Source organism: Streptomyces sp. NPDC037290 (assembly GCF_055603245.1).
Genome location: NZ_JBVJVZ010000001.1, coordinates 1,136,690 through 1,150,451, shown reverse-complemented (window position 1 = coordinate 1,150,451; position 13,762 = coordinate 1,136,690). Strand labels below are relative to the sequence as shown.

Annotated in this window: 14 protein-coding genes and 3 pseudogenes; 6 read left to right on the top strand and 11 right to left on the bottom strand. The window is 71.7% G+C overall.

Annotation, left to right across the window (positions count from 1 at the left end):
- The first annotated feature begins 8 nt into the window (after positions 1-8).
- Positions 9-1,253: a TerD family protein gene (locus ACZ7HQ_RS05280; RefSeq protein ID WP_470985217.1), complete on the top strand. Its 1,245-nt coding sequence runs from the start codon at positions 9-11 to the stop codon at positions 1,251-1,253.
- Between the two features lie 9 nt (positions 1,254-1,262).
- Here ACZ7HQ_RS05280 and ACZ7HQ_RS05275 read toward each other — a convergent pair whose 3' ends face one another.
- The 5 genes and pseudogenes from ACZ7HQ_RS05275 to ACZ7HQ_RS05255 all read right to left on the bottom strand — a co-directional run bounded on the left by ACZ7HQ_RS05275 (position 1,263) and on the right by ACZ7HQ_RS05255 (position 5,446).
- On the bottom strand, positions 1,263-1,829 hold the full coding sequence (locus tag ACZ7HQ_RS05275; protein ID WP_470984859.1) for a TetR/AcrR family transcriptional regulator: 567 nt from the start codon (positions 1,827-1,829) through the stop codon (positions 1,263-1,265).
- 94 nt (positions 1,830-1,923) lie between these two features.
- Entirely contained in the window at positions 1,924-2,439 is a 516-nt protein-coding gene (locus ACZ7HQ_RS05270; RefSeq protein ID WP_470984856.1) for a 2'-5' RNA ligase family protein, read from the bottom strand.
- A gap of 167 nt (positions 2,440-2,606) precedes the next feature.
- Positions 2,607-3,404, bottom strand: a complete 798-nt coding sequence (locus ACZ7HQ_RS05265) for a hypothetical protein (protein ID WP_470984854.1) — start codon at positions 3,402-3,404, stop codon at positions 2,607-2,609.
- 215 nt (positions 3,405-3,619) lie between these two features.
- Positions 3,620-4,009, bottom strand: a pseudogene (locus ACZ7HQ_RS05260) (alkaline phosphatase PhoX); the annotation flags it as partial.
- Between the two features lie 9 nt (positions 4,010-4,018).
- On the bottom strand, positions 4,019-5,446 hold the full coding sequence (locus ACZ7HQ_RS05255) for a hypothetical protein (RefSeq protein WP_470984851.1): 1,428 nt from the start codon (positions 5,444-5,446) through the stop codon (positions 4,019-4,021).
- Between the two features lie 265 nt (positions 5,447-5,711).
- Between ACZ7HQ_RS05255 and ACZ7HQ_RS05250 the strand changes: the two genes are divergently transcribed.
- On the top strand, positions 5,712-7,538 hold the full coding sequence (locus ACZ7HQ_RS05250; RefSeq protein WP_470984848.1) for an endonuclease/exonuclease/phosphatase family protein: 1,827 nt from the start codon (positions 5,712-5,714) through the stop codon (positions 7,536-7,538).
- Between the two features lie 12 nt (positions 7,539-7,550).
- Here ACZ7HQ_RS05250 and ACZ7HQ_RS05245 read toward each other — a convergent pair whose 3' ends face one another.
- The 5 genes from ACZ7HQ_RS05245 to ACZ7HQ_RS05225 all read right to left on the bottom strand — a co-directional run bounded on the left by ACZ7HQ_RS05245 (position 7,551) and on the right by ACZ7HQ_RS05225 (position 10,832).
- On the bottom strand, positions 7,551-8,288 hold the full coding sequence (locus ACZ7HQ_RS05245) for an SRPBCC family protein (RefSeq protein ID WP_470984847.1): 738 nt from the start codon (positions 8,286-8,288) through the stop codon (positions 7,551-7,553).
- A 14-nt stretch (positions 8,289-8,302) separates the two neighbouring features.
- A complete protein-coding gene (locus ACZ7HQ_RS05240) occupies positions 8,303-8,905 on the bottom strand; it encodes an ArsR/SmtB family transcription factor (protein WP_470984845.1) in 603 nt (200 codons plus the stop codon).
- A gap of 83 nt (positions 8,906-8,988) precedes the next feature.
- Positions 8,989-9,513, bottom strand: coding sequence for a DUF3618 domain-containing protein (locus ACZ7HQ_RS05235; protein WP_470984842.1), 525 nt, complete (start codon positions 9,511-9,513; stop codon positions 8,989-8,991).
- 414 nt (positions 9,514-9,927) lie between these two features.
- Positions 9,928-10,623 (bottom strand): hypothetical protein, encoded by a 696-nt coding sequence (locus tag ACZ7HQ_RS05230; RefSeq protein WP_470984840.1) that lies wholly within the window; start codon positions 10,621-10,623, stop codon positions 9,928-9,930.
- Complete coding sequence (locus ACZ7HQ_RS05225) at positions 10,620-10,832, bottom strand: hypothetical protein (RefSeq protein WP_470984837.1); 213 nt, start codon at positions 10,830-10,832, stop codon at positions 10,620-10,622. The genes ACZ7HQ_RS05230 and ACZ7HQ_RS05225 overlap by 4 nt, the downstream gene beginning before the upstream one ends.
- 171 nt (positions 10,833-11,003) lie before the next feature.
- Between ACZ7HQ_RS05225 and dapA the strand changes: the two genes are divergently transcribed.
- Positions 11,004-11,906, top strand: a complete 903-nt coding sequence (dapA, locus tag ACZ7HQ_RS05220) for a 4-hydroxy-tetrahydrodipicolinate synthase (RefSeq protein ID WP_470984835.1) — start codon at positions 11,004-11,006, stop codon at positions 11,904-11,906.
- A 186-nt stretch (positions 11,907-12,092) separates the two neighbouring features.
- On the opposite strand, the pseudogene ACZ7HQ_RS05215 reads toward dapA, so the two are convergent.
- Positions 12,093-12,200 (bottom strand): annotated as a pseudogene (locus ACZ7HQ_RS05215) (SigE family RNA polymerase sigma factor); the annotation flags it as partial.
- A gap of 137 nt (positions 12,201-12,337) precedes the next feature.
- On the opposite strand from ACZ7HQ_RS05215, the gene ACZ7HQ_RS05210 reads away from it, so the two are divergent.
- The 3 genes and pseudogenes from ACZ7HQ_RS05210 to ACZ7HQ_RS05200 all read left to right on the top strand — a co-directional run.
- The gene (locus ACZ7HQ_RS05210; protein ID WP_470984832.1) at positions 12,338-12,841 is read left to right on the top strand and encodes an HAD domain-containing protein; all 504 of its coding nucleotides are present in this window, start codon (positions 12,338-12,340) and stop codon (positions 12,839-12,841) included.
- Positions 12,842-12,878: 37 nt separating this feature from the next.
- Positions 12,879-13,400 carry a hypothetical protein gene (locus tag ACZ7HQ_RS05205; protein WP_470984829.1) on the top strand — a complete coding sequence of 174 codons (522 nt, stop codon included), beginning with the start codon at positions 12,879-12,881 and terminating at the stop codon, positions 13,398-13,400.
- Between the two features lie 169 nt (positions 13,401-13,569).
- Positions 13,570-13,680: pseudogene (locus ACZ7HQ_RS05200) on the top strand (IS5/IS1182 family transposase); the annotation flags it as partial.
- Positions 13,681-13,762: the final 82 nt, after the last annotated feature.

Here is a 13,762-nt window from a genome sequence, read left to right as displayed (position 1 = left end):
TGACAGCTATGACCCCTGGCTCGAACATCCCTCTGTCGGCCGCCCGTGTCACGGTGGACGTGGCCGCGCCGGTGCGGCTCGATGTGTCGGGCCTGCTGCTCACCGCCGACGGCAAGGTGCGCTCGGACGACGACTTCATCTTCTACAACCAGCCGACGGGCCCCGGCGTGAGCTACGCGTCGGGTGGCGGCGCGGCCCCTGACGCGATCACGGTCGACACCGCCGCCGTCCCGCCGGACATCGAGAAGATCGTGGTCACGGCCAGCCCGGACGCGGCCGGCCAGACCTTCCAGGGCATCGAGCCGACGGCCACGATCCGCGACGCGGACGGCCCGGTGCTGGCCACGTTCACCCCGCCGCAGCTCGGCACGGAGACGGCGCTGGTCGTCGTGGAGATCTACCGCCGGGGCGGCGCCTGGAAGGCCCGCGCCGTCGGCCAGGGGTACGCCGACGGACTGGCCGGCATCGCGACCGACTTCGGTGTGACGGTGGAGGAGCCCGCGAGGCCGCCACAGCCTGCGGCTCCCCCGGCGCCCACCATGCAGGCCCCGGTCCCCCCGCCGGCACCCACCATGCAGGTCCCGGTCTCCCCGCCCGCTCCCCCGCTGCAGACCCCGCCCGCCCCGCCGGTGTCCGCTCCCCCGGCGCCGCCCGCCGCTCCCGCTCCGGGTGCCGGAAAGATCAACCTCGACAAAGGCCGGGTCAGCCTCCAGAAGAACCAGACCGTGTCCCTGGTCAAGGGCGGCCGGCCGCTGCTCTCCCAGGTGCAGATGGGGCTCGGCTGGGAACCGGCGTTCCGGGGCAGGGACATCGACCTGGACGCCTCGGTCATCGCCTACGGCCCCCAGCGCAACCACCTCGACAGCTGCTACTTCGGCAAGCTGACGATCCTGAACGGCGCGATCCGGCACTCCGGGGACAATCTGACGGGTGAGGGCGGAGGCGACGACGAGGTGATCACCGTCGACCTCGGCCGCCTGCCCCAGGAGGTCACCGGCCTGGTCTTCACGGTGAACTCCTTCTCCGGCCAGAAGTTCACCGAGGTCGCCAAGGCCTACTGCCGCCTGGTGGACGCGGCCACGGGCGAGGAGCTGGTCCGCTTCGATCTCACCCACGCCGAGCCCCAGACCGGCGTGATGATGGCCAAGCTCATCCGCCAGTTCTCCGGCGAGTGGGACATGACGGCGATGGGCGACTTCGTGAAGGCCCGGACCGTGCGGAACATGGCGGAACCAGGCTCAAGGGCCCTGTAATTTCCCGGTCTACGGCCGCAGTCCCTCCACCAGCAGCGTCAAGTAACGCCGGATCTGCGGCCCCTCACCGTCCGCCAGCTCCACCGCCGTGGCCACCCCGTGGACCAGCCGGAGCAGTTCGATCGGCTCGAGGTCGGCCCGCACGGTGCCCTCCGCCTGCGCGGCCCGCACCAGCGGGCCCACCGCGCCCTGCACCACGGACCCGCACGCCGTGAGCGCTGCCGCGTCGCCGTCCGTGACCGCCTTGCCCAGCAGCGCCTTCATCCCGCGCACCTGAAGCGAGGCGACACACAGCTCGTTCAGCCACTCCATCAGCGCCGCCCCCGGCGGCAGCCCCCGCCCCAGCTCTCCGGCGCGCGTCCCCAGCGCCTCGATCCGGTCCACGTACGCGGCCTCCAGCAGCTTCTGCCGCGTCGGAAAGTGCCGGTAGAGCGTGCCCGAGCCGACGCCCGCCCGTTTGGCGATGTCGTCGAGCGACGCGTTCTCCCCATGCTCGGCGAAGGCCTCCGCCGCCACCTTCAGCAACCGCTCGTAGTTGCGCCGAGCGTCCGCGCGCATGGGTCTCACCTGCGGCATCCCGTCACTCCCCGCTCGTTCCCGTTCTCGTCCGCACCGCGGACGCGGCTCCACCCTCCCCTCAACCAGCAGGTCAGGCAAGGGCAAGGCGGCGTCAGTGGTGGCGTACGGCGCCGGTGCCCAGGTCGATGGTGGCCCGGGACCGCATGGGGCCGTCACCGCGGCGGGAGAGCACGTCGATCTCGGCCACACGCGCGTGCAGCACGCCGAGCCGGGCGGCACATTCGGCCGTAAGGACACGCGGGACACGGGTGCGTCCCAGCGAGAGATGCGGGGTGAAACGCGGGAAGCGCTCCGTACAGGAGGGGAAGGGCTCCGCCAGCGCTCGCCGGAGCTCCGTCCAGGGTGCGAGGCCGGCCGCGGCGGGGTCGAGCCACACGGTGGCGTAGGACCGATGGCGGAAGGCGTGGACCCCGCTGAGCCGGATGTCGAAGGGCTCGCACTCCGCCGCCGCAGCGGCCAGCAGCGGGAGCGCCACCGGGAAGTCCTCCTCCGGTACGAAACCGAAGACCAGGTTCACATGGGGTGGCCAGCGACGGATCTGCGGGTCGTGCGCGGCGCGAATGCGCTGGATGACGGGCCAGAGTTCGGCCGGGGGAAGCCACGACACGGAGGTCCGGGGCGTGGGGGCCGACTCGAGCCGGCCGAACGCTCCGGCCGCACCGGGCGTCGAGGGGCAGGGCACACCGCCATCATGGCCCCGCCCGCCGACGGCCGCCGCCTCAGACTCCCGTGGCGTCCTGCGCCACCGTGCTCCCCGCCCCGTGATCCGGTTCCTCAATCAACCGTCGCCAGCAGGTAGGCCAGAGCGTGGGACCAGAAGTCATCAGCACTTTCGTCCTCGTCGCTGACCGTCGCGGCCTGCTGCTGCTCGGTCTGCTCTTCTGCGTGGTGCCTGTGAGGGTGCTTCACGGCCTGCCCGTGGTGCTCGTGCTTTCCCGCCGGGTGCTTGTGGATGTGCGCCGAGCCGTGCTGCTTGTGCTCGTTCTTCCCGCCCTCGTGCTTGTGCTCGCCCTTCCCGCCCTCGTGCTTGTGCTCGCCCTTCCCACCCTGGTTCTTGTGGTCCGGCTTCCCCGCCGACTGCTTGTGATCAGGCTTCGCTTCCGAAGGCTTCTGCTGATGCTCCTGCTTGGAGGGCTTCTGCTCGTGCTGGGGCTTCGAAGGCTTCTGCCCGGGCTTCTTCCCGGCACCCTTGTGGTCTTGCTCCGTCGGCTTCTTGTGGTCTTGCTCCGTCGGCTTCTTGTGGTCTTGCTTCGTCGGCTTGGTCGCCGGCGGAGCCGCGTGTGAGGCGGACTGGGAGTCAGCCTGGGGGCCGGACTGCGCATCGGACTGCGCGTCGGAGTCCGAGCCCGACTGCGAGGCCGACTGCGCGTCGGAGTGGGTGCCGGACTGCGAGTCGGAGTGCGATTCGCTGGGCGTTGCACCCCACGTGACCACGGCGGTGGCCTGCGCGGAGGCCACCGCCGAGACCTGCTGCGGACCGTCTCTGCCGTCGGCGAAGCCGGTGCCGGCGCCAAGGGCGGACAGCCCCGTGACCACTGCGGCCACGAGCGCTGCGCGTTGAAAGTTGCGCATGGAATGACCCTTTCTCACCTGAGCCGAGAAGCTCTCTTTCGACTACTCAGCGTGAGAAATATATGCACAGAACGTACTAATTTGTGATCTAAGGCGAGATGCCGTGTCGAGTGCGGCGAATGGCGCTCAGGCCTGCCACGGCCGGCGGCTGGCGCGGGCCGTTTCGAGGAGGGTGGCCGCGGGACGAGCGCATGGATTGATGCGCGGGCGGATTCTCAGCCACGCTTCTGCCGCTTCCACGGGCCCGTGATCGCCAGCATGACGCCCGGCGTCTGGATGTTGGCGAACAGGGTCGTGCCGTCGGGCGAGAAGGTGACGCCGGTGAACTCGCTGTATTCCAGGGCGTCCGCGGTGCCGATGTTCAGCTCGTTGCGGGCGATCGGGTAGGTGCGGCCGCTGTCGGTGGCGCCGAACAGGTGCTGGACACCTTCGCCGTCCTCGGCGATGACCAGGCCGCCGTACGGGGAGACGGTGATGTTGTCCGGGCCGTCGAAGGCGCCGTCCTTGCCCGGTTCCGGGTTCACGCCGAACAGCACCTTGAGCGTCAGCGTGCGGCGACTCGGGTCGTAGAACCAGACCTGGCCGTCGTGCTGGACGGGGCTCTCCGCACATGCTCAACCCCCGTGCTGCGACCGCGCCTTGAACGCGGCCTTCCGCGCCTCCTTCGCCACCTTCTTGTCCGGGTGCAGCCGCCCCATCGCCTCCAGCACATCGGCGGTGGCCGGATGCTCCACCCGCCAGGCCGCCGAGAAGAACCCGCTATGCTGCGCCGCCAGCCCTTCCACCAGCGCCTGGAGCTCCTCGGAGTTCCCCTCGGCCTGAAGCTGCGCGGCGACCGTGTCGATGGTCAGCCAGAACACCAGTTCCTCGGACGGCGCCGGCACCCCGGCGGCGCCCCGTTCGCTGAGCCACACCCGCGCCAGGCCGCCCAGTTCGGGGTCGTCCAGCACCTCCCGGAGCGCCGGCTCCGCCTCCGCGCCCACCAGAGACAGCGCCTGCTGACAGCGCAGCCTGCGCAGCGGCGCACCCGCGTCCGCGCCCCGCGCCGCGGCCAGCAACTCCCGTGCGGCCGCCAGGGCTTCACGCCGCGTCAGCCACTGCTCGATCTCGGCGCGGGCGGCCGCCTGACCGAACCCCGCCGTACCGTCGAGCAACGCGTCCGCACCCTTGTCGGCGAGTTCACCTACGGCTGGGGCCTGGAAGCCGGCCTCCAGCAGCCGTGCCCGCAGCCCGTACACACCGAGCGGGGTGAGCCGGACCATGCCGTAGCGGGAGACGTCGGTGTCGTCCACCGGCGCCGCGGGCTCCTCATCGGCGTCGGCCATGAGGGCCTCGTCCACCGGCTGGTACTCCACGAGCCCGGTCGGCTCCAGGGTGCGGAACTGGCCGTCGAGCCGCATCATCGCGTCGGAGACCTGCTCCAGGACGTCGTTGGTGGGCTCGCCCATGTCGTCGGGGACGAGCATCGAGGCGGCCAGGGCGGGCAGCGGCACCGGGCCGCCCCCGGGACCGTCCTCACTCACCGTCAGCAGATAGAGGTTGCCGAGGACGCCGTCGAGGAAGTCCGCCTCGGCCTGCGGATCCCAGTCGAGTGACGAGAAATCGATCGCGCCGCCCTCGTCCAGGGCGTCGACCAGGTCATCCAGATCGGGCACGCTCGCGTCGGCGATGACGGTCTCCAGCGCGGCGAGCCACACGGCGAGCACATCGGCCGGGGAGCCACCGGTGAGCAGCTTCAGCTCCTCGCCGGGCCGGACGGTCCCGGCCTCCTCGTCCACGATCTCGACCAGTCCGGCGTCCACGGCGGCCCGCCAGGCCTCACTGGCGTACGCGGCGGCGTCGTCGCCGCTCAGTCCGAGCAGTTCGGCGGCGGCCGGAAGCTGCTCCTCGGCCAGTCCGCCACCGGCGTCCACGCGGGTGTCGGGTCCGGCCCAGCGGGCGAGGCGGGCGGCGCGGGAGAGCAACGGCGTGGACAGCGCGGCGCGTGCCAGCTCCGCTTCGGGGTGCAGCCGTACGGGCGGCAGGGGGGAGCTGTCTGACATCGGCTGGTTCTCCTCGGACCGTGAACGGGCTCAGCCGCTCAGCCTAGACGGATTTCGCCCCATGCCGCCCGGTTCATCTCCCCGTCAACGGCCGTACATGGCCGAAACCTTGACAACTCCCCACGCCAGGCAGGAGATTGACGCGCGTAGAAGTTCGGGGGACAACTGTTCACTCGGCTCTACGCGTGTCACGGAGGGCTACGACCCCCACACGCTCCCGTTCCACCCTCGTCCCGGCGTTCACGTATGTCCCCGGAGGGAACCCTTGCCGAGCAGGTCTTCCGCGCGCCTCGCCGCGCTCACCGTCGCCGCCGTCTGCAGCGCGGCGTCCGCCGTCGTCCTCACCTCCCCCGCGCACGCCGACACGGTGCGCATCCACGACATCCAGGGCACGACCCGGACGTCCCCGTTCGCCGGGCAGAAGGTGACGGACGTGCCCGGCATCGTCACGGCCACGCGTACGTACGGCTCGTCCAGAGGCTTCTGGCTCCAGGACCCGAACCCGGACGACGATCCGGCCACCAGCGAGGGCGTGTTCGTCTTCACCAGCTCCACGCCGAAGGTCGCGGTGGGCGACTCGGTCACGGTGACCGGCACGGTCTCCGAGTACGTCCCGGGCGGCACCTCCTCGGGCAACCAGTCGGTCACGGAGATCACCAAGCCGGCGGTCACCACCGTCTCCAGCGGCAACGCGGTCCCGGCGCCGGTCGTCATCGACGAGGACTCCGTCCCGGACGAGTACGCCCCCGCCGGCGACACCGCCGCGAGCGGCTCGGTGGGCGGCCTCACCCTGGACCCGTCGACGTACGCCCTGGACTACTACGAGTCCCTGGAGGGCATGAACGTCCAGGTGGCCGACACCCGCGTGGTCACCGCCACCGACCCCTACAGCGAGCTGTGGGTCACCGTGAAGCCGTGGGAGCACCGCAACCGCCGCGGCGGCACGGTCTACGGCTCCTACGACTCGCAGAACACCGGCCGGCTGCAGATCCAGTCGCTGGGTGCCACCGCCGACTTCCCGAAGGCCGACGTCGGCGACACCCTGGAGGGCACCACCACCGGCCCGCTGGACTTCAACCAGTTCGGCGGCTACACCCTGGTCGCGAGCAAGCTCGGCACGCTCGAGAGCGGCGGCCTGGAGCGCGAGACGACGCGCAAGCAGTCGAGCCGCGAGCTGGCGGTCGCGACCTACAACGTCGAGAACCTCGACCCGTCGGACGCCACCTTCGACAAGCACGCCGCCGCGATCGTGAACAACCTGCAGTCGCCGGACATCGTGTCCCTGGAGGAGATCCAGGACGACAACGGCGCCAAGGACGACGGCACGGTCGACGCGAGCGGGACCGTGAACAAGCTGATCGACGCGATCGTCGCGGCGGGCGGCCCGAAGTACGCATGGCGTTCGATCAACCCGGTCAACGACCAGGACGGTGGCGAGCCGGGCGGCAACATCCGCCAGGTGTTCCTCTTCAACCCCGAGCGGGTGTCCTTCGTGGACCGCGCGGGCGGCGACTCCACCACGGCGGTCGGTGTCACGAAGGTGAACGGCAAGGCCGAGCTGACGGCCTCCCCGGGCCGGATCGACCCGGCGAACGCGGCCTGGACCAACAGCCGCAAGCCGCTGGCCGGTGAGTTCGTCTTCCGCGGCAAGACGGTGTTCGTGATCGCCAACCACCTCAACTCCAAGGGCGGCGACCAGGGTCTGGCCTCGCAGTACCAGCCGCCGGTGCGCAGCTCGGAGATCCAGCGCCATGCCCAGGCGACCGAGGTGAACGCGTTCGTCAAGAGCATCCTGGACGTCCAGAAGAACGCGAACGTCATCGCGCTCGGTGACATGAACGACTTCGAGTTCTCCGAGACCGCGAAGATCCTCGAGGGTGACGGCGAGCTGTGGTCGGCGATCAAGTCGCTGCCGAGGAGCGAGCGTTACACCTACGACTACCAGGGCAACGAGCAGGTCCTCGACCAGATCCTGATCAGCCCGGCGATCCGGCGCGGCTGCGACTTCGAGTACGACAGCGTGCACGTCAACTCGGAGTTCCACGACCAGATCAGCGACCACGACCCGCAGGTGCTGCGCTTGCGGCCGTGATCGTCGTCCGGCTCAGGACTGGCTGAACACGCCGTTCAGCCAGTCCTGCCAGGCGGCCTCGTTCGCCTGGGCGTCGGCGTCCGGCGCGAAGTCGTGCACGCTGATGCCGAGCGGGGCGCCCCAGTGGCCGCGCCCGAAGAAGCGGATGAGCGCGTTGTCGGTGCGCAGCCCGATGAAGTACGGGTTCCGGTAGTCGAGCACGGCGTCCAGGGTCCGCCCGCCGGGTCCCCGGACGCCGGTCCTGGTGCCGGCGGCCGCGTCGTCGGCCAGGCCGAGGGCGTGGCCGACGGCGGCGAGCGCCCGCGGGGTCGCCGAGCCGGCGGGCCCGTTCAGCTGGGCGAAGGTGACCGGCCGGGGTGCGAAGTGCGTGAGGTACTCGCACAGGGTGTGCAGATAGAAGTTCGTGTGCTTGCTCGCGCCGTCGTACTGGTTGTTCCAGTCGTCGGTGAAGATGCCGCTGTGCACATAGCGCACCCAGGCGCGGCGGCCCTCGTCGCGGGGCTCGATGGTGTAGTCGAGCTGGTTGACGGACTGCGTCGGGAAGCCGACGTCCTCGCTGCGGTTGGTGTAGCGGCGGGGCGGATCCCAGGCGGTGACCGTCGACCCGAAGGGCCCCTGACCGCCCTCCCGCGGCTCGGGCGGGTCCATGGGCCACAGATAGCCACCGGTACCGGTGGTGACGGCCTCCCACACCTTCTCGGGCGGGACATCGACCTCGAACTCGCGGACGATCTCGAATTCCTTGGACATGGCGGGGCTCCTGCTCAGCTTTCGGCGGGCGGCTGGTCCTTGACCGCGGGGTGGAGGGCGACGACGATCCGGTGGTCGCGGCCGTCCTCGGCGTCGGGGGCGTCGTACCTGCGGATCAGCGCGCTCACGCCCGCCGTCAGCTCCTGCACGAAGGCAGCGCGGTCGGCGGCGGAGGCGAAGCGGACCTGCCCGTCCAGGGCGTAGGTCGCCAGCTGCTTCCTGGCTCTCGCGGCCCCGGTGATCAACGCGCCGACGTCCCGCACCAGGCGGGCGCCGAGCGCGAGCAGCCAGCGCGCGGAAAGCTGATCGCGGAAGCGGTCCGGGTCCGGCTGCACGGCGGGCAGCGCGGCCGGCGAGATGACGTACGACGCGGCGGTCGCGCGCATCAGCCGCTCGGTGACGTTGCCCTTGCGGCGCTCTCCGGCGAGCTCGACCAGGCCGTGCCGCTCCAGCGTCTTGAGGTGGTAGTTCACCTTCTGCCGGGGCAGTCCGACCTTGCCGGCGAGCATCGCCGCCGACGCGGGTCCGGCGGCCAGCTCGGCGAGCAGCCGGGCCCGCACGGGGTCCAGCGACACCGCCGCCGCCTCGGGGTCCTCGATCACGGTCACGTCCAGCATGCGTCCACCCTCCCACCGAAAACTTTTTTTGTCCAGGCGGACACAGTTGTCGGTGAGAGGGTGGACCCTGGGGCGAGGCCGCGTCAGTGGTGATGCATCCTGCGCCAGGCGATACCGGCGGTCACCGCGGCGGCGCCCAGCACGCCCACGGCGATGATCGGACCCGGGTGCCGCATGCCCGTGCGCAGCGCGCCGCGCATCGGCTGCGGAACGGCGCCCTGCACGGCATGCCCCGCACGCCCGGCCCGCCCCTGCACGGCGTGCCCGGCACTGGCCGCCCTGCCCTGCACCGCGTGCCCCGCTTGAGCGGCCCTGCCCTGCACCGCGTGCCCCGCTTGAGCGGCCCTGCCCTGCACGGCGTGCCCCGCCTTGGCGGCCTTGCCCTGCATGTCATGGCCGGCCTGGGCGGCGCTCGCACGCAGTTGTACGGTCATGGCGCCGGCCTTGTCCTTCAGGTCGGCGGCCCGCACCCGGGCCCGCCCCTTGACATCGGCCTTCTCGACCAACTGGGCCACGGCGTGCCCGAGTTGGTGCCTGGTCTGCTCGATCTGCTGCCGCAGCTCGTCGGGGCCCTTGGCGCCCGAGCCGTGCCGAATCCTGTGCGTCATCGGTGTGCCCTTTCCATGATCACGTCAACGTCCGTCCGACGCTGCCGAGCCCCTCTTCGAGGCCCGGCACGGTGCGGCGGGGCGCGCCGCCCGGCTCAGCCTTCTCCGCCTCGGACCACCGGTGCACCGAGGCACCTTCGCCGTTGTAGCGATGAGCATGTTGCCTCCTGAGGCCGCGCACGGCAGGAAGGGGACGTGCCGGATGCTGCCCGCCCGCAGCGGCCGGCGAAGACTGCGTGCACAAGGCGACGAACAGTTCGCCGGACCGAGGACGGGCACCACCCGGCGCGGCACCGACTCACAGACCACCGTAGGCGCGACCCAAGCCACGGCGCACCCGCACGGGCCGCCGCAGGCGTCCCCGCCGCGCCCCGCACGAGCCGCTGAAGGCTCGGGTACCCGGACGAAAGCCCCTTAGCCCTGCCCGGCGCCCCCGCCACCACGCTCGCCCAGACGTGCGAGTTGGCTCTGGAACCAGTCGAGGCGAGCCTGCAACAGCGCGGCCTCGGCGGCGAGTTCAGGCACACCCGGTCCCGCCCCGTCCACCGACTCGGTGGACGGAAATCCCGTACCACCGCCCCGAGCCCCCACCCGCAGCCGCTCCCCGGCCAGCCGCGCGAAGCCGGCGAGCGAGACGGACGTGCGGCCGCGCACACAGCCGGCACAGACGGGGACGAGGCCGAGCCAGCCGGGCCTGCCCCAGCCGGCGTCGGCGAACGCGACGGCGGTGGCACCGCAGGCGCACGGTCCCGCGGTCGCCGTGCGCACCCGCTGCCGGGCATAGCGGAAACCGCGCTCGAAGCGGATGTAGGCGCCGAGCACGGACACCTCCAGCAGCAGTGCGGTCCGGTGCTCGGCGGTGCACAGCATGGCCTCGGCGGCCGCGCGTTCATGGACGCAGTGAAAACCGCAGTCGCACAGGCGCGCGGGCGGGCGGTGCCGCCGGCCGTAGACGCAGGAGGCGTCGTCGAGCACGCCGTACGGCAGCGCGCCGCCGAGCGACACTCCGGTGAACCCGGCCCGGGTGCCGTCCTGGGACAGCACCGGGTGGGCGATCTTGTATCCGGTCGGCGGCTCCGTCGGGCGTTCCGCCGGGAGCCGCAGTCTCATCGGGCGGCCGTGACCTCTTCGCGGGCCGGCCCGGCCGGTCCGACGTGGCCGATCTCCCCGGGCGCCAGACCCTCGCCGCGGACGGGCCCTTCGGTGACCAGTTCTTCCCGGGCGAGCTCTTCCGGGACGGGCCCTTCCGGGACGACCTCTTCCTGGACGAGCGACCGCTCCTCGGCGACTCCGGTGGCCAGTGCCTTGCCGAGCTTCATGGTGCCTCCCATGACTGACGACGTCGGTGACCCTCCGGCCATAGTGACCCATGAAGGGCCGAGTTGGACACCAGGTCGAAGACCACCACCCCCCACCTATCAGAGTTGCTTATCAATACCTCGTAGAAGAATTAAGTAGAGCTTCACCATGGGGCTGCCGAGACTACTCCCATGGCAACCACACGCACCAAGCCCCGCCCCTTCGGCCGCACCCTCTGCGCGATGATCACGCCGTTCACCGAGACGGGCGCGCTCGACCTGGACGGGGCCCGGAAGCTGGCCGTACGGCTGGTGGCCGAGGGCTGCGACGGCCTGGTGCTGAACGGCACGACCGGCGAGTCCCCCACCACCTCGGACACCGAGAAGGCGGAGCTGATCGCGGCCGTCCGGGAAGCGGTCGGCGGCCGGGTGCCCCTGGTCGCGGGCGTGGGCACCGCCGACACCCGGCACACCATCGAGCTGACCCGCGCGGCCGGGGCGGCGGGCGCCGACAGTGCGCTCGTGGTGACGCCGTACTACAGCAGGCCCCCGCAGGACGCGCTGGAGGCGCACTTCCGCGAGGTCGCCGACGCGAGCGACCTGCCGGTGATGCTGTACGACATCCCTGGCCGCACCGGCACCCGGATCGAGCCGGAGACGATGATCCGCCTGGCCGCGCACCCGCGGATCGTCGCCGTCAAGGACTGCTCCCACGACTTCCTCGGCACCCAGAAGGTGCTGGCGCACACGGATCTGGCGTACTACGCGGGCTGCGACGAGCACGTGCTCGCGCTGTACGCGGTCGGCGCCGCAGGCTGCGTCAGCACGGTCGCGGGCGCCGTCCCCGGCCACATCGCCGCGATTCTCGACGCCTTCGACACGGGTGACACCGCGCGAGCCACCGAACTCCAGTTGCGGGCCGTCCCGTTGATCGAGGCGATGATGGGCGCGGGCCTGCCGGGAACGGTCACCGCCAAGGCCCTCCTGGCCCGCCTCGGCCTGCCCGCCGGTCCGGTGCGCGCACCGCTGCGACCCGCCGGCCGGGAGGCGGCCGACGGGCTGCTGGCGCGGTACGAGGCGCTCGCCGCGGGCTGATCAGCGGCGGGCGAAGACGGGCTCCCGGGACTCGACCACGTCGTGGGCTCGGAGGGCTTGCGGACCCCGCTGAGCGGCAGGACCTCGTCCCTGCCGACCGTGACCAGCACGAGCCGGGGCCGGTACTCCTCCTCCGGGCTGGTCACCCGCCCCCAGGCGAGCAGGCGGCCTCCGCGCACCTTGGTGATCGGCGGCGTGGCGGTCGCCGCCGGTCAGCAGGACGGCCGTCTTCAACAGGGCCGAGGATCCGCCGGCCACGAACTGTCGAGACCTCTCCTGCGCCTCGGCATCCATCGTCACCGTCCCTTCCCCCGGGCCCCTCGGTGTCCGGGCCCCGCACTCCTCCTGGCGCGCGGACCGGCCGCCCGCCAAGCCTCCCTGCGGAAGAAGATTCCGCCGGCCCGCCGCCTCCCCTGCCGTACGGTGTCCCCGTGATCCGCCCGCTGCTGTTCCTGGACGTCGACGGCCCCCTCAACCCGTACGCGGCCCAGCCGGAACGCCGGCCCGAGGGCTATACGACGATCCGGGTGCCCCTGGACACCCGCCGCCCCCTGCGGGTGTGGCTGAACCCGGACCACGGCCCGGCCCTGCTCCGGCTCGGCTACGACCTGTGCTGGGCGACGAGCTGGATGGCCGAGGCCAACGTCTGGATCGCCCCGGTCGTCGGGCTGCCCGAGCTACCGTACGTCGACTTCGGCAGGGGCCTGTTCGCGGAGCGTGCCGACGGCGTCCACTGGAAGACGGAGGCGATCGTCGAGTACGCCGGGGGCCGCCCGTTCGCCTGGGTGGACGACGAGCAGAGCCCGGCGGACAGCCGGTACGTCCGGGCCCGCCACCCGGGCCCCGCCCTGCTCCGGCACGTGAACCCGCGACTCGGCCTGCGCGAGCCCGACTTCGCGGCCCTGCGTCGGTTCGCGGCGGCGTCGAGACCATGACCGAGCGCCCTCCACCGGTTGTGACCACACTGGAAGCATGGAAGACGGGCCGGCTGCACGGGGCGCGCCCTCACCTGACGCGGACGCTGTCGAGCGGCGTGACTACGCGGGTGCCGTGTACGGCTCGCTGCTCGCGGCCTCGGTGGTGGTCGGGGCCGGCTCGCTCGGCTCCTTCCCCCGGCTGGAACTCGTTCTCCTGCTGCTGTGCACCGGGATGGTGTTCTGGGCGACCCACGTGTACGCCCGGCTGTTCGATGCGCGGATCAAGTACGTGCCCATGAGCGCGAAGGAGGTCCGGCGAGCGTGTGTGGCCGAGTGGCCCATCTTCACGGCGACCGTCCCACCGGCCGCGGCCGTTGCCGTCACGCCCCTGCTGGGCATCGGCCCGAGCGGGGCGGTGTGGCTTGCCCTGGGCGTAGCACTGGCCGGTCATGTCGGCTGGTCCACGGCCGCCGCCCACAGCGCGGGGGCCACGGGCCGCGCGGTGGTGACCGCTGCGGCGGTCAACCTGGCACTCGGCCTGATCGTCGTCCTCTTCAAGGTGGCCGTGAAACGCTGACACCGCGGCGGCCGGGATCCAACGACACCGGACACAAGAGCGCCCTCCCGGGCCGTGGGAGGGCGCTCGGTGGTTCCATGCGTGCTTGAACCCAGGCGCGAACGTCATCGGGGTCGTAGCGGGATGCCGGCCGACCCGGAAGCCGCGGGGCCCCATTCGCTTAGGGACCGCCCACCAGCACGCCGCGGGAGCCAGGAAAAAGGGGCGCCAGGTCGGGGCCGAACCCGGGGACCACGCGCTGGGACGCTCGCGCGGCGGCCTGAGCACGAAAGTCCACCTCGTCAGCGACGACCGTGCACGGCCATTGGCGTCCCGCGCGATCCGAAGCCATCTCCGCCGACGCGGGATCCGCGCAGTCATCC

Bases quoted from the DNA above. Each gene is read 5' to 3' on its own strand.
- ACZ7HQ_RS05280 (WP_470985217.1), top strand. From the start codon at position 9: ATGACCCCTGGCTCGAACATCCCTCTGTCGGCCGCCCGTGTCACGGTG.
- ACZ7HQ_RS05275 (WP_470984859.1), bottom strand. From the start codon at position 1,829: ATGCCGCAGGTGAGACCCATGCGCGCGGACGCTCGGCGCAACTACGAG.
- ACZ7HQ_RS05265 (WP_470984854.1), bottom strand. From the start codon at position 3,404: ATGCGCAACTTTCAACGCGCAGCGCTCGTGGCCGCAGTGGTCACGGGG.
- ACZ7HQ_RS05255 (WP_470984851.1), bottom strand. From the start codon at position 5,446: ATGTCAGACAGCTCCCCCCTGCCGCCCGTACGGCTGCACCCCGAAGCG.
- ACZ7HQ_RS05245 (WP_470984847.1), bottom strand. From the start codon at position 8,288: ATGTCCAAGGAATTCGAGATCGTCCGCGAGTTCGAGGTCGATGTCCCG.
- ACZ7HQ_RS05240 (WP_470984845.1), bottom strand. From the start codon at position 8,905: ATGCTGGACGTGACCGTGATCGAGGACCCCGAGGCGGCGGCGGTGTCG.
- ACZ7HQ_RS05235 (WP_470984842.1), bottom strand. From the start codon at position 9,513: ATGACGCACAGGATTCGGCACGGCTCGGGCGCCAAGGGCCCCGACGAG.
- ACZ7HQ_RS05230 (WP_470984840.1), bottom strand. From the start codon at position 10,623: ATGAGACTGCGGCTCCCGGCGGAACGCCCGACGGAGCCGCCGACCGGA.
- ACZ7HQ_RS05225 (WP_470984837.1), bottom strand. From the start codon at position 10,832: ATGAAGCTCGGCAAGGCACTGGCCACCGGAGTCGCCGAGGAGCGGTCG.
- dapA (WP_470984835.1), top strand. From the start codon at position 11,004: ATGGCAACCACACGCACCAAGCCCCGCCCCTTCGGCCGCACCCTCTGC.
- ACZ7HQ_RS05205 (WP_470984829.1), top strand. From the start codon at position 12,879: ATGGAAGACGGGCCGGCTGCACGGGGCGCGCCCTCACCTGACGCGGAC.